This window comes from Streptomyces sp. NPDC096339 (assembly GCF_044762985.1).
GTDB lineage: Bacteria > Actinomycetota > Actinomycetes > Streptomycetales > Streptomycetaceae > Streptomyces.
In genome coordinates this window covers 131,721-147,674 of sequence record NZ_JBIWFI010000010.1, presented here as the reverse complement: position 1 = coordinate 147,674, position 15,954 = coordinate 131,721, and the positions used below count along the sequence as shown (strand labels likewise).

General features: G+C 69.2%; 16 protein-coding genes. 9 read left to right on the top strand and 7 right to left on the bottom strand.

Annotation, left to right across the window (positions count from 1 at the left end; all coding sequences use genetic code 11):
- Window positions 1–79 precede the first annotated feature (79 nt).
- The 4 genes from ACIQ5Y_RS16310 (at window position 80) to ACIQ5Y_RS16295 (ending at window position 3,020) form a co-directional block, all read left to right on the top strand.
- A complete protein-coding gene (locus tag ACIQ5Y_RS16310) occupies window positions 80–436 on the top strand; it encodes a DoxX family protein (RefSeq protein WP_403880210.1) in 357 nt (118 codons plus the stop codon).
- A gap of 174 nt (window positions 437–610) precedes the next feature.
- Window positions 611–1,555, top strand: a complete 945-nt coding sequence (locus ACIQ5Y_RS16305) for an aldo/keto reductase (RefSeq protein WP_403880332.1) — start codon at window positions 611–613, stop codon at window positions 1,553–1,555.
- Between the two features lie 21 nt (window positions 1,556–1,576).
- Window positions 1,577–2,170, top strand: coding sequence for a TetR family transcriptional regulator (locus ACIQ5Y_RS16300; RefSeq protein ID WP_403880208.1), 594 nt, complete (start codon window positions 1,577–1,579; stop codon window positions 2,168–2,170).
- A 145-nt stretch (window positions 2,171–2,315) separates the two neighbouring features.
- A complete protein-coding gene (locus ACIQ5Y_RS16295; RefSeq protein WP_403880206.1) occupies window positions 2,316–3,020 on the top strand; it encodes a VC0807 family protein in 705 nt (234 codons plus the stop codon).
- An 82-nt stretch (window positions 3,021–3,102) separates the two neighbouring features.
- Here the strand turns inward: ACIQ5Y_RS16295 and ACIQ5Y_RS16290 are convergent, their stop codons facing one another.
- Window positions 3,103–4,485 carry a glycine--tRNA ligase gene (locus ACIQ5Y_RS16290; protein WP_403880204.1) on the bottom strand — a complete coding sequence of 461 codons (1,383 nt, stop codon included), beginning with the start codon at window positions 4,483–4,485 and terminating at the stop codon, window positions 3,103–3,105.
- A 156-nt stretch (window positions 4,486–4,641) separates the two neighbouring features.
- Between ACIQ5Y_RS16290 and ACIQ5Y_RS16285 the strand changes: the two genes are divergently transcribed.
- From ACIQ5Y_RS16285 to ACIQ5Y_RS16270, 4 genes are read left to right on the top strand one after another with little or no spacing between them, the layout of a single operon-like run.
- Window positions 4,642–5,613, top strand: a complete 972-nt coding sequence (locus ACIQ5Y_RS16285; RefSeq protein ID WP_403880202.1) for a metal ABC transporter substrate-binding protein — start codon at window positions 4,642–4,644, stop codon at window positions 5,611–5,613.
- A 26-nt stretch (window positions 5,614–5,639) separates the two neighbouring features.
- Window positions 5,640–6,431, top strand: a complete 792-nt coding sequence (locus tag ACIQ5Y_RS16280; protein WP_403880330.1) for a metal ABC transporter ATP-binding protein — start codon at window positions 5,640–5,642, stop codon at window positions 6,429–6,431.
- Window positions 6,431–7,297 (top strand): metal ABC transporter permease, encoded by an 867-nt coding sequence (locus ACIQ5Y_RS16275; RefSeq protein WP_403880200.1) that lies wholly within the window; start codon window positions 6,431–6,433, stop codon window positions 7,295–7,297. The genes ACIQ5Y_RS16280 and ACIQ5Y_RS16275 overlap by 1 nt, the downstream gene beginning before the upstream one ends.
- 51 nt (window positions 7,298–7,348) lie before the next feature.
- Window positions 7,349–7,774, top strand: a complete 426-nt coding sequence (locus tag ACIQ5Y_RS16270) for a Fur family transcriptional regulator (RefSeq protein WP_376660467.1) — start codon at window positions 7,349–7,351, stop codon at window positions 7,772–7,774.
- Between the two features lie 25 nt (window positions 7,775–7,799).
- Here the strand turns inward: ACIQ5Y_RS16270 and ACIQ5Y_RS16265 are convergent, their stop codons facing one another.
- The 5 genes from ACIQ5Y_RS16265 to ACIQ5Y_RS16245 form a co-directional block, all read right to left on the bottom strand.
- A complete protein-coding gene (locus ACIQ5Y_RS16265; protein ID WP_403880198.1) occupies window positions 7,800–8,345 on the bottom strand; it encodes a hypothetical protein in 546 nt (181 codons plus the stop codon).
- Window positions 8,346–8,411: 66 nt separating this feature from the next.
- Window positions 8,412–9,236 carry an isoprenyl transferase gene (locus ACIQ5Y_RS16260; RefSeq protein ID WP_403880196.1) on the bottom strand — a complete coding sequence of 275 codons (825 nt, stop codon included), beginning with the start codon at window positions 9,234–9,236 and terminating at the stop codon, window positions 8,412–8,414.
- Window positions 9,237–9,247: 11 nt separating this feature from the next.
- Window positions 9,248–9,994: a DNA repair protein RecO gene (recO, locus tag ACIQ5Y_RS16255; protein WP_403880194.1), complete on the bottom strand. Its 747-nt coding sequence runs from the start codon at window positions 9,992–9,994 to the stop codon at window positions 9,248–9,250.
- An 84-nt stretch (window positions 9,995–10,078) separates the two neighbouring features.
- Window positions 10,079–11,593 (bottom strand): nucleobase:cation symporter-2 family protein, encoded by a 1,515-nt coding sequence (locus ACIQ5Y_RS16250; protein ID WP_403880192.1) that lies wholly within the window; start codon window positions 11,591–11,593, stop codon window positions 10,079–10,081.
- 613 nt (window positions 11,594–12,206) lie between these two features.
- Window positions 12,207–12,902: a TerB family tellurite resistance protein gene (locus tag ACIQ5Y_RS16245; protein ID WP_403880190.1), complete on the bottom strand. Its 696-nt coding sequence runs from the start codon at window positions 12,900–12,902 to the stop codon at window positions 12,207–12,209.
- Between the two features lie 153 nt (window positions 12,903–13,055).
- Here ACIQ5Y_RS16245 and ACIQ5Y_RS16240 point away from each other — a divergent pair, with 153 nt between their 5' ends.
- Complete coding sequence (locus ACIQ5Y_RS16240) at window positions 13,056–13,814, top strand: SDR family NAD(P)-dependent oxidoreductase (RefSeq protein WP_403880188.1); 759 nt, start codon at window positions 13,056–13,058, stop codon at window positions 13,812–13,814.
- Between the two features lie 94 nt (window positions 13,815–13,908).
- Here the strand turns inward: ACIQ5Y_RS16240 and leuA are convergent, their stop codons facing one another.
- On the bottom strand, window positions 13,909–15,672 hold the full coding sequence (gene leuA, locus ACIQ5Y_RS16235) for a 2-isopropylmalate synthase (RefSeq protein ID WP_403880186.1): 1,764 nt from the start codon (window positions 15,670–15,672) through the stop codon (window positions 13,909–13,911).
- Window positions 15,673–15,954: the final 282 nt, after the last annotated feature.

The following is a 15,954-nucleotide window of genomic DNA, read 5'->3' as shown; positions in this document are numbered from 1 at the left end:
GTATCACATCGTAGCAACGGAGAAATGATTGCATGGATCATATCGTTGATGCTATTCAATGATTAGCAATCATCGACTGTTGGAGATCTCCATGTTCATCGCCTACGCCGTCGTCGGCCTCCTGCTCGCCCTGGTCCTCACGGCCTCCGCCACCTTCACGCTCCAGCGCAACGACCAGATCATCGCGAGCATGCGACGCGTCCAGGTCCCGGACTCCTGGCTGCCGCGACTGGCCACCCTGAAGGCCGCCGGGGCGATCGGCCTGGTCGCAGGCCTGTGGGTCACGCCGCTCGGTGTCGCCGCGGCGACCGGCGTGACCCTCTACTTCATCGGCGCGGTCATCGCCCACCTGCGCGTCAAGGACTACGAACTCGCACCGGCGGCCGTGCTCACGCTGGTCGCGGCGGCCGCCCTGGCGCTGCGGATCCTGTCCTGACACTGACGGGTGACAGATATTGAAATCTGTCACCCGTCATGCCATTCTCGTTGCATGGAGACGAACGAGAACACCCTTGCGACCACCGACCACCGAGACGGCGCCCACCGGGACCGCGCTCACCGCACCCTCGGCAGCACCGGCCCCACCGTTTTCCCGCTGGGGCTGGGATGCATGGGGATGTCCGCCCTGTACGGGACGGCCGACCGCAGCGAATCCATCGCGACCATCCACGCCGCCCTGGAAGCGGGCGTCACGCTGCTCGACACCGGCGACTTCTACGGCATGGGCCACAACGAGCTGCTGATCAACGAAGCCCTGCGCACCGCGCCCGCCGCGGCCCGCGAGCAGGCGCTGACCAGCGTCAAGTTCGGCGCCCTGCGCACGGTCGAGGGCGGCTTCACCGGCTACGACGGCCGGCCCGAGGCCGTGAAGAACTTCCTGGCCTACTCGCTCCAGCGGCTCGGCCGGGACCACGTCGACATCTACCGGATCGCCCGCGTGGATCCGGCCGTGCCGATCGAGGAGACCGTGGGGGCCATCGCCGAGGCGGTCGAGGCCGGGCACGTGCGCCACATCGGCCTCTCCGAGGTCGGCGCCGACACCCTGCGCAGGGCCGCCGCGGTGGCCCCCATCTCCGACCTCCAGATCGAGTACTCGCTGATCTCCCGCGGCATCGAGGCCGAGATCCTGCCGACCGCGCGCGAGCTCGGCATAGGCGTGACGGCGTACGGGGTGCTCTCCCGCGGCCTGATCAGCGGCCACTTCACCCGGGACCGGGAGCTGAGCCCGGGCGACTTCCGGGGCATGAGCCCCCGCTTCCAGGGCGAGAACCTCGACCGGAACCTCGATCTGGTCGACGCCCTGCGCAAGGTCGCCGAGGGCAAGGGCGTGAGCGTCGCCCAGACCGCCATCGCCTGGGTACTCTCCCGCGGCGAGGACATCGTGCCGCTGATCGGCGCCAGGAGCCGCGAACGACTGGCCGAGGCACTGGGTGCCATGGAGATATCGCTCAGCGCCGGGGACCTGGCCGCGATCGAGGAGGCCGTGCCCGAGGGCGCCGCGTCCGGGGACCGGTACCCGGCGGCGCAAATGGCCCACCTGGACAGCGAGCACTGAGCTGGCGGTACGGTCGTACCCATGTCCCCCGCCGCGGCCGAGCCCCTGACACCCGAACGCATCCTCGAGACCACCGAGGACGTACTGCGACGCTTCGGCCCGACCAAGGCCACCGTGGTGGACGTGGCCCGCGCCCTGGGCGTGAGCCACGGCAGCGTGTACCGGCACTTCCCGTCCAAGGCGGCGCTGCGCGAGGCCGTCACGGATCGCTGGCTCGCGAAGAGCGTCGCGGTGCTGGAGGAGATCACCTCGGCGCCCGCGGAGAGCGCGCCCTCCAAACTGGAGGCGTGGCTGGAGGCGCTCTTCGAGGCCAAGCGGCACAAGGCCGGCGACGATCCCGAGCTGTTCGCCACCTACACGGTGCTGCTCGCCGAGAACAGCGGCGTGGTCGACGCGCACCTGAGCGAGCTGATCGACCAGTTGGCGCGGATCATCGCCGCGGGGGTCGAGGCCGGCACCCTGGCCGCGCCCGACGTGTCGGCGGCCGCGCGAGCCGTCTTCGACGCCACCGGCCGGTTCCACGATCCGCAGTACGCGGCGGACTGGCTCTCGCCCACGATCCTCACGGAGTTCGAGGCCGTGACCTCGCTCGTCATCCGGGGCCTGCGTCCCTGAACGGGCCCTGAAACGGCCCCCGTTGTCGGAACCCTCCCCTCCGGACGGCTTGGGGATCATTTTGGGCCGAACCAACTTGTACATGTCCGCGACAAGTCCATACGGTCCCCCTACCGCACTCATCAGGTACGTTCCAGGGGGAACCTTGTCCACCGCAGCAACACAGTCCTCACCACCGGCCCGCTCCGGCGGCGCAGCCGCCATCGGCTTGATCCTGACCATCGCCCTCAACGTGGTCGCGCCGATCCTCACCTTCAACATCCTCACCGGGGACCACGGTTGGAGCGATGCCTCGGCACTGCTCGTCAGTGGCGCCTGGCCGGTGCTCGACAGCGTCATCATGGTGGCGTGGCGGCGCAAGCTGGACGAGTTCGCCATCATCACCCTGGTGTTCCTGGTGATCACGGCGGTCGTCTCGCTCGTCGGCGCCCAGTCGAGCCGGGCCCTGCTGATCAAGGACTCGGGCGTGACGGGGCTGTTCGGGCTCCTGTGCCTGGCCACGCTCCTCGCGCCACGGCCGCTGATGTTCTACTTCGGCCGGAAGTTCGGCACCGACGGCACCCCGGCGGGCGTGGCGTACTACAACGGCCTGTGGCAGTTCGAGGGATTCCGCGATGCGCAGCGCCGCATGACCCTGGTCTGGGGCGTGGCCTACATCGCCGAGGCGCTGGTGCGGATCGTCCTGGTCTTCGTCCTGAGCACCTCCACCATGGTGGCGCTCAGCCCGTTCATGATCTACGGGACGCTCGGCGGTCTGGCGCTCTGGACGGTCCGCTTCGTCAAGCGCACCAAGGCGGAGGGCGAGCGCCGGGCGGCGGCGGCCGCCGCCGCGCAGGCCTCGGCGACCTGACCCGCCCCGGTACACGCGGAAAGACCGGTGGCCCGGTGCACGTCGTGCACCGGGCCACCGGTCTTTGTCTGCCGAAGCGGACCTAGCAACCGAGCAGGCGGCTGCCCAGGTAGCCCTGGATCTGGTCCAGGGAGACGCGCTCCTGCTTCATGGTGTCGCGCTCGCGCACGGTCACCGCGTTGTCCTCGAGGGTGTCGAAGTCGACGGTGACGCAGAACGGCGTGCCGATCTCGTCCTGGCGACGGTAGCGACGGCCGATGGCGCCCGCGTCGTCGAACTCGATGTTCCAGAACTTGCGCAGGTCGGCGGCGAGGCCCTTGGCCTTCGGCGACAGCTGCGCGTTGCGGGACAGCGGCAGGACGGCGACCTTGATCGGGGCCAGGCGCGGGTCGAAGCGCATCACGGTGCGCTTCTCCATGACGCCCTTGGCGTTGGGGGCCTCGTCCTCGACGTACGCGTCGAGCATGAAGGCGAGCATGGCGCGGTTGACACCGGCCGCCGGCTCGATGACGTACGGGGTGTAGCGCTCGCCCGACTCCTGGTCCAGGTAGGACAGGTTCTGGCCCGAGGCGGCGGAGTGCGCCTTGAGGTCGAAGTCGGTGCGGTTGGCCACGCCTTCGAGCTCGGAGAACTCACTGCCGCCGAAGTTGAAGCGGTACTCGATGTCGGCGGTGCGCTTCGAGTAGTGGGACAGCTTCTCCTTCGGGTGGTCGTACCAGCGCATGTTCTCCTCGCGCAGACCCAGGCCGCGGTACCAGTTCCACCGCTCCTGCATCCAGTACTCCTGCCACTGGTCGTCCTCGCCCGGCTTGACGAAGAACTCCATCTCCATCTGCTCGAACTCGCGCGTGCGGAAGATGAAGTTGCCGGGGGTGATCTCGTTGCGGAAGGACTTGCCCATCTGCGCGATGCCGAACGGGGGCTTCTTGCGCGAGGTGGTCTGCACGACGGCGAAGTTGGTGAAGATGCCCTGGGCGGTCTCCGGGCGCAGGTACGCCTTGGAGCCGGTGTCCTGGGTCGGGCCGAGGTGGGTCTCCAGCATGCCGGAGAACTGCTTCGGCTCGGTGAACTGGCCCTTCACGCCGCAGTTGGGGCAGTTGATGTCGGCGAGGCCGTTCTCGGGCAGGCGGCCGTGCTTGGCCTCGTACGCCTCTTCCAGGTGGTCGGCGCGGTGGCGCTTGTGACAGGAGGTGCACTCGGTCAGCGGGTCCGAGAAGGTCGCGACGTGGCCGGAGGCCACCCAGACCTCGGGGGCCAGGATCACGGAGGAGTCGATGCCGACGATGTCCTCACGCCCGGTGACCATCGCCTTCCACCACTGGCGCTTGATGTTCTCCTTGAGCTCGACACCCAGCGGACCGTAATCCCAGGCGGCCTTGGACCCGCCGTAGATCTCACTGCAGGGGAAAACGAAGCCACGGCGCTTGCTCAGGCTGACGATGGTGTCGATCTTGTCGGCGGCCACGGTGCTCTCTTCATTACGAGGACGAACGGCGAAGCCCCTAGGTTACCGGCGCCCGCACCTCCCCGTTCAAATCGGTACCCCCCTTCCGCGACCGCCCCCCGGGCCCCTCACCAGGGTTTTTGACAACCGTTTCCATCTTTGATGAAAATGGATGTCATGAACGTACGACGCCTCATACCCACCGCCGCCCTCGCCGCCTCCGTGGCCCTCGGCGCCACGGCCCTCACGGCCTGCTCCGGAGCGAGCGCGGCGGGCGGTGGCAAGGACGGCAAGCTCGACGTGATGGCGTCGTTCTACCCGATGCAGTTCCTCGCCGAGCAGATCGGCAAGGACCACGTGAAGGTCTCCACCCTCACCAAGCCGGGCGTCGAACCGCACGACCTGGAGATCACGCCGAAGCAGACCGCGCAGCTCGGCGAGGCCGACGTGGTCCTCTACCTCAAGACGCTGCAGCCGGCCGTCGACAAGGCGGTCGCCCAGTCCGGCGTGAAGAACGTCGTCGACGCGGGAACCCTGACCGATCTGGAGGTCCACGGCGCCTCCGGCCACGACCACGCCCACGAGGGCGAGGGGGAAGCCGGTCACGACCACGGCCACGACGAGGGCGGCAAGGACCCGCACGTCTGGCTCGACCCCGCCAAGTACGCCCAGATCGCCAAGGGCGTCGGCGCGGCCCTGGAGAAGAGCGACCCCGACCACGGCGCGGACTACCGCAAGAACACCGACGAGCTCGTCTCCAAGCTGACCGCGCTGGACACCGAGTTCAAGGACGGCCTGCGGAACACGGCCTCCAAGACCTTCATCACCACCCACTCCGCCTTCGGCTACCTCGCCGAGCGCTACGGCCTGGACCAGGAGGGCATCTCCGGGGTCGACCCCGAGTCCGAGCCCAGCCCGGCCCGGATGAAGGAACTCCAGGCCCTCGCGAAGCAGGAGAATGTCTCCACGGTGTTCTTCGAGACCCTGGCCAGCGACAAGACGGCCAAGAGCCTCGCGACGGACACCGGCCTCAAGACGGACGTCCTCGACCCGCTCGAGGGAATCACCGACAAGTCCCAGGGCGCTGACTACTTCGAGGTCATGCGGTCCAACCTGAAGAACCTCCAGAAGGCGCTCGGAGCCAACTGATGACAGCAGCAACGGAGGCGCGAGCCATGCAGTCCACGCCCCGAGGGGCTGACGACCAGCCCGTCATATCCCTGCGCGGGGCCACCGCCTCGCTCGGCTCGCGCCCCGTGCTGCGCGGCGTCGACCTCACCGTCCACCGCGGTGAGGTCGTCGCCCTGCTCGGCGCCAACGGTTCCGGCAAGTCCACGGCCGTCCGCGCCGTGGTCGGCCAGGTCCCGCTCTCCGGCGGGGACCTCTCCCTCTTCGGTACGGACTTCAAGCGCTTCCGCGACTGGTCGCGCATCGGGTACGTCCCGCAGCGCACCACCGCCGCCAGCGGGGTCCCGGCCACCGTGCGCGAGGTCGTCTCCGCCGGCCGGCTCGCCCGCTCCCGCTTCGGACTGCTGCGCAAGGCCGACAAGGCCGCCGTCGAGCGCGCCCTCGTCCTCGTGGGCATGGAGTCGCACGCCGACGCGTCGGTCAACGCCCTTTCCGGCGGCCAGCACCAGCGCGTGCTCATAGCCCGGGCGCTCGCCGTCGAACCCGAACTGCTGATCATGGACGAGCCGATGGCGGGCGTGGACCTCGCCAACCAGGAGGTCCTCGCGGGCGCCGTCCGCGAACAGGTCGCCGCCGGCACCACCGTCCTGCTCGTCCTGCACGAACTGGGCCCGCTGGAGCCGCTGATCGACCGCGCCGTCGTCCTGCGCGACGGCTGCGTCGTCCACGACGGCCCGCCCCCGGAGGCCGTGGGCCAGCACGCGCTGCCCGGCCACGACCACGTACACCCCCACGCGGCGCACGACGCCGAGCCCCTGCGGACGGGACTGCTGAGCTGATGGACATCCTCAACCCCGCATTCATGCAGCGGGCCCTGATCGCGGCCGCCCTGGTCGGCCTCACGGCCCCCGCGATCGGCACGTACCTCGTCCAGCGCCGTCAGGCGGTCATGGGCGACGGCATCGGCCACGTGGCCATGACCGGCGTGGCGCTCGGCTTCCTGCTCAACACCAGCCCGGTGTGGATGGCCACCCTCGTCGCCGTCATCGGCGCGGTCGGCATGGAACTGATCCGCTCCCGCGGGAAGACCAGCGGCGACATCGCGCTCGCCATGCTCTTCTACGGCGGCCTGGCCGGCGGCGTCATGATCATGAACCTGGCTCCGGGCGGCTCCACCGCCAACCTGACCAGCTACCTCTTCGGTTCCATCACCACCGTCTCGGCGGAGGACATCACGGCCGTGGTGATCCTCTCCGTGTTCGTCATCACCGTCACCCTCGGCCTGCGCCGCCAGCTGTTCGCGGTCTGCCAGGACGAGGAGTTCGCCCGGGTCACCGGGCTGCCGGTGCGCGCGCTGAACCTGCTGATGGCCGTCACCGCCGCCGTCACCGTCACCGTGGCGATGCGCATCGTGGGCCTGCTGCTGGTCAGCGCCATGATGGTGATCCCCGTCGCGGCCGCCCAGCGGGTCACCCGCGGGTTCACCGCGACCCTCGCCGTGGCCATGACCATCGGCGTGCTCGTCTCGCTGACCGGCACGGTCACCACGTACTACATCGACGCCCCCTCCGGCGGCTCGATCGTGCTCCTCGCCATCGCCGTGTTCATGATCATGACGGCGGTGTCGACGCCCCTGGCCAAGCGCCGGGCGAAAGCGGCCCGCGCCGCCGAAGAGGTCTGCACCCGCGACGACGTGAAGGTCTAGGCCCGGCGGCCGCCTGGCACAATGGCCGCAGGCCTATACGAGGAGGAACCGGTGGCGACTGCGCCTGGCGAGATGAACGCGCCAGTACGAGGACGATCCACCCGGCAGCGGGCCGCCGTCGCGGCGGCGCTGGACGAGGTGGACGAGTTCCGCAGCGCCCAGGAGCTCCACGACATGCTCAAGCACCGTGGCGATTCCGTGGGCCTGACCACCGTGTACCGCACCCTCCAGTCCCTCGCGGACGCGGGCGAGGTCGACGTCCTGCGCACCAGCGACGGCGAGTCCGTCTACCGCCGCTGCTCCACGGGGGACCACCACCACCATCTGGTCTGCCGCAAGTGCGGCAAGGCCGTCGAGGTGGAGGGCCCGGCGGTGGAGAAGTGGGCGGAGTCCGTGGCCGCCGAGCACGGCTACGTGAACGTGGCCCACACGGTGGAGATCTTCGGCACCTGCGCGGACTGCGCCGCCGCGGGCTGAACCGTACGGGCGGCCGGTCAGGGCGCTAGATCCGCCGCAGGTTCGCATCCAGGAGTGCCCGCAGCCGGTCCACGTCGGCCGGCTGCCGGACGCCGCGCTTGGGCAGGACCGTCATGGCCACCGCCCCCTTGTCGTCGCTGAGCATGACGAACGCGCCGTCCGTCTCCGCGTACCTCGGCTGCGCGGCCCAGGAGATGCGCGACTCGGTGGTGGCCGTCTTCGCGAGGACCCCCGAGCCGTCGACGACGGTGTGGCAGTCGCCCGCCTTCTCCAGCAGCCCCCGGAAGGCCCGCGCCTGGATGCGCGGGCCGAACAGCGCGAACACCGTCATCATCACGCCGGCGACGAGGAAGCCGGTCACCTTGACCGCGGACTCGTCCCACGCGATCGCCAAGGCGCCGAGGAGCAGCGACAGCACCCCGGTCAAGGGGAACAGCCACCGCCTGCGGCGCCCCGAGGCCGTCTTCGAGTCGCGCAGGCGCACCGCGTCCGCGAGGTCCGCCGTCGTGATCCGGTAGGTCAGTTCGACCGTCTGCCCGGCGGGCCCCGCCGCGCCGTACTCCATGTCCATGACAGGTGACCCTACCGGGATCACCGTGTCCGGCGGACTGTGCCGCCGGACACGGATCGCGGCAGGTCAGGCCGTGGAACCGGGCTCCGCCTGGTTGGGGACGGCGCCGCCGAAGCGGCGGTCGCGCTGGGCGTACTCCAGGCAGGCCCGCCACAGGTCGCGTCGGTCGAAGTCGGGCCACAGCACGTCCTGGTAGACCATCTCGGCGTAGGCGCTCTGCCAGATCAGGTAGTTGGAGGTGCGCTGTTCGCCGCTGGGGCGCAGGAACAGGTCCACGTCCGGCATGTCCGGGTAGTAGATGTACTTCGCGAAGGTCTTCTCGTTCACCTTCGACGGGTCCAGCTTCCCGGCGGCGACGTCGCGGGCGATGGCCTGCGCCGCGTCCGCGATCTCCGCGCGGCCGCCGTAGTTGACGCAGAAGTACAGGGTCATCGCGTCGTTGTCGACGGTCTGCTCCTGGGCGACCTGGAGCTCCTGGACGACCGACTTCCACATCTTCGGCATGCGGCCGACCCAGCGGATGCGGATGCCCAGCTCGTTCATCTCGTCGCGGCGGCGGCGGATGACGTCGCGGTTGAAGTTCATGAGGAAGCGCACCTCGTCGGGCGAGCGCTTCCAGTTCTCCGTCGAGAAGGCGTAGAGGGAGAGGTTCTTGACGCCCATCTCCAGGCAGCCCTTGAGCACGTCGAGGACGACGCCCTCGCCGATCTTGTGGCCCTCCGTGCGCGGCAGGCCGCGCTCCTTGGCCCAGCGGCCGTTGCCGTCCATGACGATGGCCACGTGGTTGGGTACCAGCTCGCCGGGGATCTTCGGCGGGACCGCGCCGGACGGGTGCGGCTCGGGAACCTTGTACTCCCGGCGAGAGCGTCCCAGAATCCCGCGTCGTGCCATGTGCCCAGCTCCTATTTCTCGACGTATCGCAGGGAGCGTAGCCCGCGCTCCAGATGCCAGTGCAGGTAGGCCGAGACCAGCCCGCTGCCCTCCCGCACGTGACGCGCCTCGCACGCGTCGGCATACCCCCAGTCGCCCGTCAGCAGGGCGCTGAGCAAGGCGATGGCCTCCGACGAGGGTACGACGCTGCCGGGCACGCGGCAGTCTCCGCATATGACCCCGCCGGCGGCGACGGAGAAGTGCCGGTTGGGGCCGTGGATCCCGCACTTCGCGCAGTCCTGGAAGCTGGGCGCGTAGCCGTTGACGGCGAGGGAGCGCAGCAGGAAGGCGTCGAGGATGAGGTGGGGTTCGTGTTCGCCGCGGGAGAGGGTGCGCAGGGCGCCGACGAGCAGCAGGTACTGCTGTACGGCGGGCTCGCCCTCGTTCTCGGTGAATCGTTCGGCGGTTTCCAGCATCGCGGTGCCGGCGGTGTAGCGGGCGTAGTCGGTGACGATGCCGTTGCCGTACGGGGCGATGATCTCGGTCTGGGTGCAGAGCGGCAGGCTGCGGCCGATCAGCTCGCTGCCCCGGGCGAAGAACTGCACGTCGGCGTGGGAGAAAGGTTCCAGCCGGGCCCCGAATTTCGACTTGGTGCGCCGGACGCCGCGTGCGACGGCCCGCACCCGTCCGTGGCCCCGGGTGAGGAGCGTGATGATGCGGTCCGCCTCACCCAGCTTCTGGGTGCGCAGCACGATGCCGTCGTCGCGGAACAGACTCATGCGCTCATTGTCCCGTACGGGACAGCGTTGACCCCTCGTCCGGATGAGCGTCTCCGGACGAGGGGTCAGCACCCCTTGGGAGGATCAGGAGGCGGGCGTCTCCGCGTCGTCCGCCTTCTTCGCGTCGGCCGCCTTGTCGGCGCCCTCCGCCTTCTCGGCGCCGACCGAGACCTTCTCGGCTTCGGCCGGGGCCGCGGACGGCTGGGCGGGCAGCTCTGCGGCGACGGAGCCGTGAGCGTCGTCCTTGGCCAGACCGTTGAAGATCAGGTTGAGGACGATGGCGGCCGTGGCACCGAGGGTGACACCGCTGTTGAGCAGCGAGGACGCGTCGGGGCTCACGTGCTTGTCGAAGTAGAGCGGGACGGTGGCGGGGAAGAGCGCGAGGGCCAGCGAGACGCCCACGATCAGCGCGTTCTTCTCCTCCTTGAGGTCCACCTTGGCCAGGGTCTGGATACCGGCCAGGGCGACCATGCCGAACATCACGGTGGCCGCGCCGCCGAGGACGCCCGGCGGGACGGAGGCGACGATCGCGGCGGCCTTGGGCAGCAGACCCAGGATGATCATGAACACACCCGCGGCGACGACCACGAAGCGGCTCTTGACCTTGGTCATCCGCACCAGGCCGACGTTCTCGGCGAAGGCGACGTACGGGAAGGAGTTCAGGACACCGCCGAGGGCGGTCGCGGCGCCGTCGGCACGCAGGGCGCGGGCCACGACCTCACTGTCGACCTCCTTGCCGACGATGTCGCCGACGGCGTAGGTGTCACCGGTGGTCTCGACCATGGTGATCAGCATGACGATCAGCATGAGGAAGATCGGGAACCATTCGAACTTCGGGGCGCCGAAGTGGAAGGGCGTGGTGATGCCGATCCAGTCGGACTGGCCGACGTTGCCGAACTTGGCGTCGCCCAGCGCGAAGGCCGCGAGGGTACCGCCGACCAGGCCGAGCAGGATGCTGATGCTGCGCAGGAACGGTCCGCCGAACTTCATCAGGACGAGGATGAAGAGCATGGTGCCGCCGGCGTAGGCCAGCTGCGTCGGCACACCGCCGTCGGCGAGCGTCGGAACGCCGCCGGCCGCGTCCTTGAGGCCGACCGGGATCAGCACGATGCCGAGCACCGTGATGACCGTGCCGGTGACCACCGGCGGGAAGAGTCGCATGACCGCCTTGAAGGCGCCTGCCGGCAGCCAGGCGAACGCGAAGGTCGCGATACCCGCCGTGATGACGGCGCCGTAGATGACCAGGAGCGCCGCGGTTCCGCCGCCGGCACCGAGGCCGATGGCGATCATCGGGGACACGGCCGTGAAGGTCACGCCCTGGATCAGGGGCAGTCGCGCTCCGATCCGGCCGATGCCGAAGGCCTGGATGATGGAGGCGATACCGCAGGTGAAGAGGTCTGCGTTGATCAAGTAGACGAGCTGTTCAGGGCTCAGCTTGAGCGCGCTGCCGACGATGATCGGGACGATCACCGCGCCGGCGTAGAACGCGAGTACGTGCTGGAAGCCGTACAGCGCGAGCTTGGGGAGGGGGAGCACCTCGTCGACCGGGTGCGTGCTCTGCTCTCCACTGGTGGAAAGCCGGGCGGCGACACGTGCCATCTCTGCCTTGCCCTTCAAGAGGTAGGTAATTGAGAGGAGATCTGGTTATCCCTGGCCGGAGTGGGTCGCTAACCCGTTGATCCGCCAGGGTTTCAGTGCGTTCACGCTGATGCGTCGCATCCAAGTCGGGCCCTGTTAACGGCGCCGTCTTGTCGTGTGACCGGAATTGAACGCCTGTGGGGGGCCTCACAGATATCGTCGACTGACACAAATTGTTGACGCCTGGTGACTTCGGTTCTGTAGGTATCTCCAATAGCTACAGGCACCTCCGGAGAGGTATGCGGAACGCCCCTTGGAGGCACCCGCTCCGGGCCTGCACCCGCGAAGCACATGGCGCGTGAGCTGCGGATAAGCAGTTCACTGCCGTTCGGATCCGCGAAGTCGAACCCTTCGTTCCAGGTGTCCACCCATTGGACTGATCCTGTGTGGATGACGTGATTCCGGCGTTCACAGGACGTTCACGAGGCTCTAAAAAGCCCCTGCGAGGCCGGATCGTTACCTCCCACCACGTCTGTTTCGGACGGATCTGCTCCGCTCAGCGGATATGACCGTCCGGGAACACGAAAACGCCCGAACCCAAAGGGTTCGGGCGTCACCGTGCAGAGGCGGACGATTACGGAGCGCGCACCGCCGACAACAGCCGTCCCACCTCGTCCACGTCGATGCGCAGCGCCGCGCCGACCGTGGAGAGCACCTCGCGCTCGGCCGGGGTGTACGGGCCGTCCGCGAGCGCGATGCGAGCGCCCTGCAGCAGGATCGACTCGCGGCCAGGGCCCGCCAGGTGCGGCGCCAGCGGTTCAAGGGCCTCGTGGAGCTCGATCGAAAGGGCGGCCCCGCAGCATTCCGGTACGTCGTACAGCCCGAGCCGGCCCTCGTCCGCGGTCAGCGCCGCCACGAGGGCCTCCAACTGCTCCTCGGTGCACTCGGGGAAGCCGGCGGCCCGTACGGAGCCCGCCGCGGCCTCCAGCGCCCCGCGCGAGGCCGTACCGCCCGCCGCGAGCACGGCGAGGCTCACGGTGTGCACGGCGTCGCGCAGCATGGCCGTGAAGCGGGCGGTGGTCAGGTGGTCCAGGACCTCGGTGTCGAAGCGCTCGCGGCAGCCCTGGCACTCGACGATCGGCCCGGCCTGCCCGCGCGGCAGCAGCGGAACCCCGATGACGGTGAACCGGCGGCGCCCGACGCGCCTGCGGTAGTTGCGGTCGCCACCGCAGGACGGGCAGAAGAACTCCCCGTCGCCCACGGTGCTCCAGGTGGTACGGATGCCCCAGACCGTCAGCTTCCGGCCGTCCCCACCCCGAACTGGCAGCACGTCGCACCTCCGTAACCTTCCGGCAACATCGCCGGGTTGGCGTGATGTTAGCCACATAGGTGAGGCCGCGTCAGTCGTGTGACAGGACAACATGTGACGCCGCGCGGACTTGGCCGATCCGCGCCCCTGCCTCCGAGCCCTAGGGTCTGCCCCATGAACGAGAAGTCCTGCCTGGTGACGGGCGCCGCGAGCGGGATCGGCCGGGCCACCGCCACGCTGCTGGCCCGGTCCGGGGCGCGGGTCACCGCGGCCGACATCAACGGCCCCGGCGTCGAGCGCCTGCGCGCGTCGCTCGCCGACGAGGGGTTCGCCATCACGACGGTGAGCGGCGACGTGTCCGATCCGGTGGCCAACCGCGCGATGGTCGCCGCCGCCGTGGAGGCCTACGGGCGGCTCGACGTCGCCGTGGCGAACGCCGGGGTGCTCCCTCTTTCGGATGTACGGGAGACCAGCCCCAAGGACTGGGACCACGTGATGGCGGTCGACGGCCGCGGCATGTTCCTGACGTGCAAGTACGCCATCGAGGCGATGACCTCGCAGGAGCGGCCCGGCGGGGCGCTGGTCTGCGTGTCCTCGATCTCGGGGGTGGCCGGACAGGCCCGGCAGGCCGCCTACGGGCCGGCGAAGTTCGTGGCGTCGGGGCTGACCAAGCACCTCGCGGTGGAGTGGGCGGACCGCGGGATCCGGGTCAACGCGGTGGCCCCCGGCACCATCCGTACGGAGCGGGTGATGGCGTTGGACGACGAGCCGGGCGGTCCGGAGTACCTCGCGGAGATGTCCGCGGCGCATCCGATGGGCCGGCTCGGCGAGCCGGAGGAGGTGGCCCGGGTCATCGCCTTCCTGGCCTCGGACGCGGCCTCCTTCGTGACGGGCGTGGTGCTGCCGGTGGACGGCGGCTACCTGGCCCGCTGAGACGGCGGCCGTCCGGCCCGCCGGGTCCGCGGCCCCGGGAACGGCGGAACCCCGCCCCTCCGCGCGGGAGGAGCGGGGTTCACGTGCGGGTGGATCAGCGGCCCGCGCGGTTGACGGCGGAGATGACCGCCTTCAGGGAGGCGCGGGTGGTGTTGGCGTCGATGCCGATGCCCCACAGGACCCGGCCGTCGATCGCGCACTCGATGTACGAGGCGGCCACGGCGGAGGCGCCCTCGCTCATGGTGTGCTCGGTGTAGTCCAGCAGGCGGGCGTCTACGCCGATGTCGGCCAGCGCGTCGAAGAAGGCCGAGATCGGACCGTTGCCGGTGCCGTTCAGGACCGTCTCGATCCCGTCCACGACCGCCTCGATGGTCAGCGTGTCGGTGCCGTCCTTGTCGGTGGTGGTCGAGCCGGAGCGCAGCTGGATGCGGCCCCACGGGTTCTCGGGGTTGGGCAGGTACTCGTCCGAGAAGATCTCCCAGATCGCCTTCGGCGTGACCTCGCCGCCCTCGGCGTCGGTCTTGGCCTGGATGATCCGGGAGAACTCGATCTGCATGCGGCGCGGCAGGTCCAGCTTGTGGTCGTTCTTCAGGACGTACGCGATGCCGCCCTTGCCGGACTGCGAGTTGACCCGGATGACGGCCTCGTAGGAGCGGCCGACGTCCTTCGGGTCGATGGGCAGGTAGGGCACGGCCCACTCGATGTCGTCGACGGTCTTGCCCTGGGCGGCCGCGTCGGCCTCCATGGCGTCGAAGCCCTTCTTGATGGCGTCCTGGTGGGAGCCGGAGAAGGCGGTGTAGACCAGGTCGCCCGCGTAGGGGTGGCGCGGGTGGACCTCCATCTGGTTGCAGTACTCGCTGGTGCGGCGGATCTCGTCGATCTGGGAGAAGTCGATCTGCGGGTCGATGCCCTGCGAGAACAGGTTCATGCCCAGCGTGATCAGGTCGACGTTGCCGGTGCGCTCGCCCTGCCCGAACAGGCAGCCCTCGATGCGGTCGGCGCCGGCCATCAGGGCCAGCTCGGCGGCGGCGACGGCGGTGCCGCGGTCGTTGTGCGGGTGCACGGAGATGCAGATGTGCTCGCGGCGGGTCAGGTTGCGGGCCATCCACTCGAAGCGGTCCGCGTGGGTGGAGGGCGTCGAGCGCTCCACGGTGGCGGGCAGGTTCAGGATGATCTCGCGGCCCTCGGACGGCTGCCATACGTCGCAGACCGCCTCGCAGACCTCCAGGGCGAAGTCCAGCTCGGTGTCGGTGAAGATCTCGGGGCTGTACTGGTAGCCGAAGGTGGTCTCCGGGCCCAGCAGCTTCTCGGCGTACTCCATGACCAGGCGGGTGCCGTCGACGGCGATCTGCTTGATCTGCTCCTTGGAGCCGCGGAAGACGACCCGGCGGAAGGTCGGGGCGGTCGCGTTGTACAGGTGCACGGTGGCGCGCTTGGCGCCGATCAGCGACTCGACGGTCCGCTCGATCAGGTCCTCGCGGGCCTGGGTCAGCACGGAGATGGTGACGTCGTCCGGGATCGCGCCCTCTTCGATGATGGAGCGCACGAAGGCGAAGTCGGTCTCGCCGGAGGACGGGAAGCCGACCTCGATCTCCTTGTAGCCCATGCGCACCAGCAGGTCGAACATCTCGCGCTTGCGGCTGGGGGTCATCGGGTCGATCAGCGACTGGTTGCCGTCGCGCAGATCGGTGGAGAGCCAGCGGGGAGCCCTGGTGACGCGGGCGTCCGGCCAGGTGCGGTCGGGGATGTCCACCTGCTCGTACTGGCCGTACTTGTGGATGGGCATCCCGGAGGACTTCTGGGTGTGGGTCGCGTTGGTGATGGGCGTGGGGCGACCGACAAAAGGCTGCTGGCTCATGGCGTTGGGCTCCTCGCGTGTCCGCGTGTAGTTCGCTGGAACGGCCGACGGCGGTCGTAAAAACCGCAACACCAAACTCCGCGGGGAGGGGGTCGGCCTACGACTACAGACCCTCGCCGCGGCAGCTAAGGAGAAGCAGCCCGAAACGCATGATGGGCCGAGCCTAGCCGAGCCGCGCCGTAACGCGAGGACCTGTTTCAGTATGCAAGACCGCCCTGTCCGATTTGTACCGAATGTGACCCAAGCCTCCTTCATCCCGAGGAGGTCCGTTTGATCCGTCAA

Coding starts and splice junctions, on each gene's coding strand:
- ACIQ5Y_RS16240 (WP_403880188.1), top strand. CDS start 13,056: ATGAACGAGAAGTCCTGCCTGGTGACGGGCGCCGCGAGCGGGATCGGC.
- ACIQ5Y_RS16260 (WP_403880196.1), bottom strand. CDS start 9,236: ATGGCACGACGCGGGATTCTGGGACGCTCTCGCCGGGAGTACAAGGTT.
- ACIQ5Y_RS16285 (WP_403880202.1), top strand. CDS start 4,642: ATGAACGTACGACGCCTCATACCCACCGCCGCCCTCGCCGCCTCCGTG.
- ACIQ5Y_RS16265 (WP_403880198.1), bottom strand. CDS start 8,345: ATGGACATGGAGTACGGCGCGGCGGGGCCCGCCGGGCAGACGGTCGAA.
- ACIQ5Y_RS16280 (WP_403880330.1), top strand. CDS start 5,640: ATGCAGTCCACGCCCCGAGGGGCTGACGACCAGCCCGTCATATCCCTG.
- ACIQ5Y_RS16250 (WP_403880192.1), bottom strand. CDS start 11,593: ATGGCACGTGTCGCCGCCCGGCTTTCCACCAGTGGAGAGCAGAGCACG.
- recO (WP_403880194.1), bottom strand. CDS start 9,994: ATGAGTCTGTTCCGCGACGACGGCATCGTGCTGCGCACCCAGAAGCTG.
- ACIQ5Y_RS16305 (WP_403880332.1), top strand. CDS start 611: ATGGGGATGTCCGCCCTGTACGGGACGGCCGACCGCAGCGAATCCATC.
- ACIQ5Y_RS16300 (WP_403880208.1), top strand. CDS start 1,577: ATGTCCCCCGCCGCGGCCGAGCCCCTGACACCCGAACGCATCCTCGAG.
- leuA (WP_403880186.1), bottom strand. CDS start 15,672: ATGAGCCAGCAGCCTTTTGTCGGTCGCCCCACGCCCATCACCAACGCG.
- ACIQ5Y_RS16275 (WP_403880200.1), top strand. CDS start 6,431: ATGGACATCCTCAACCCCGCATTCATGCAGCGGGCCCTGATCGCGGCC.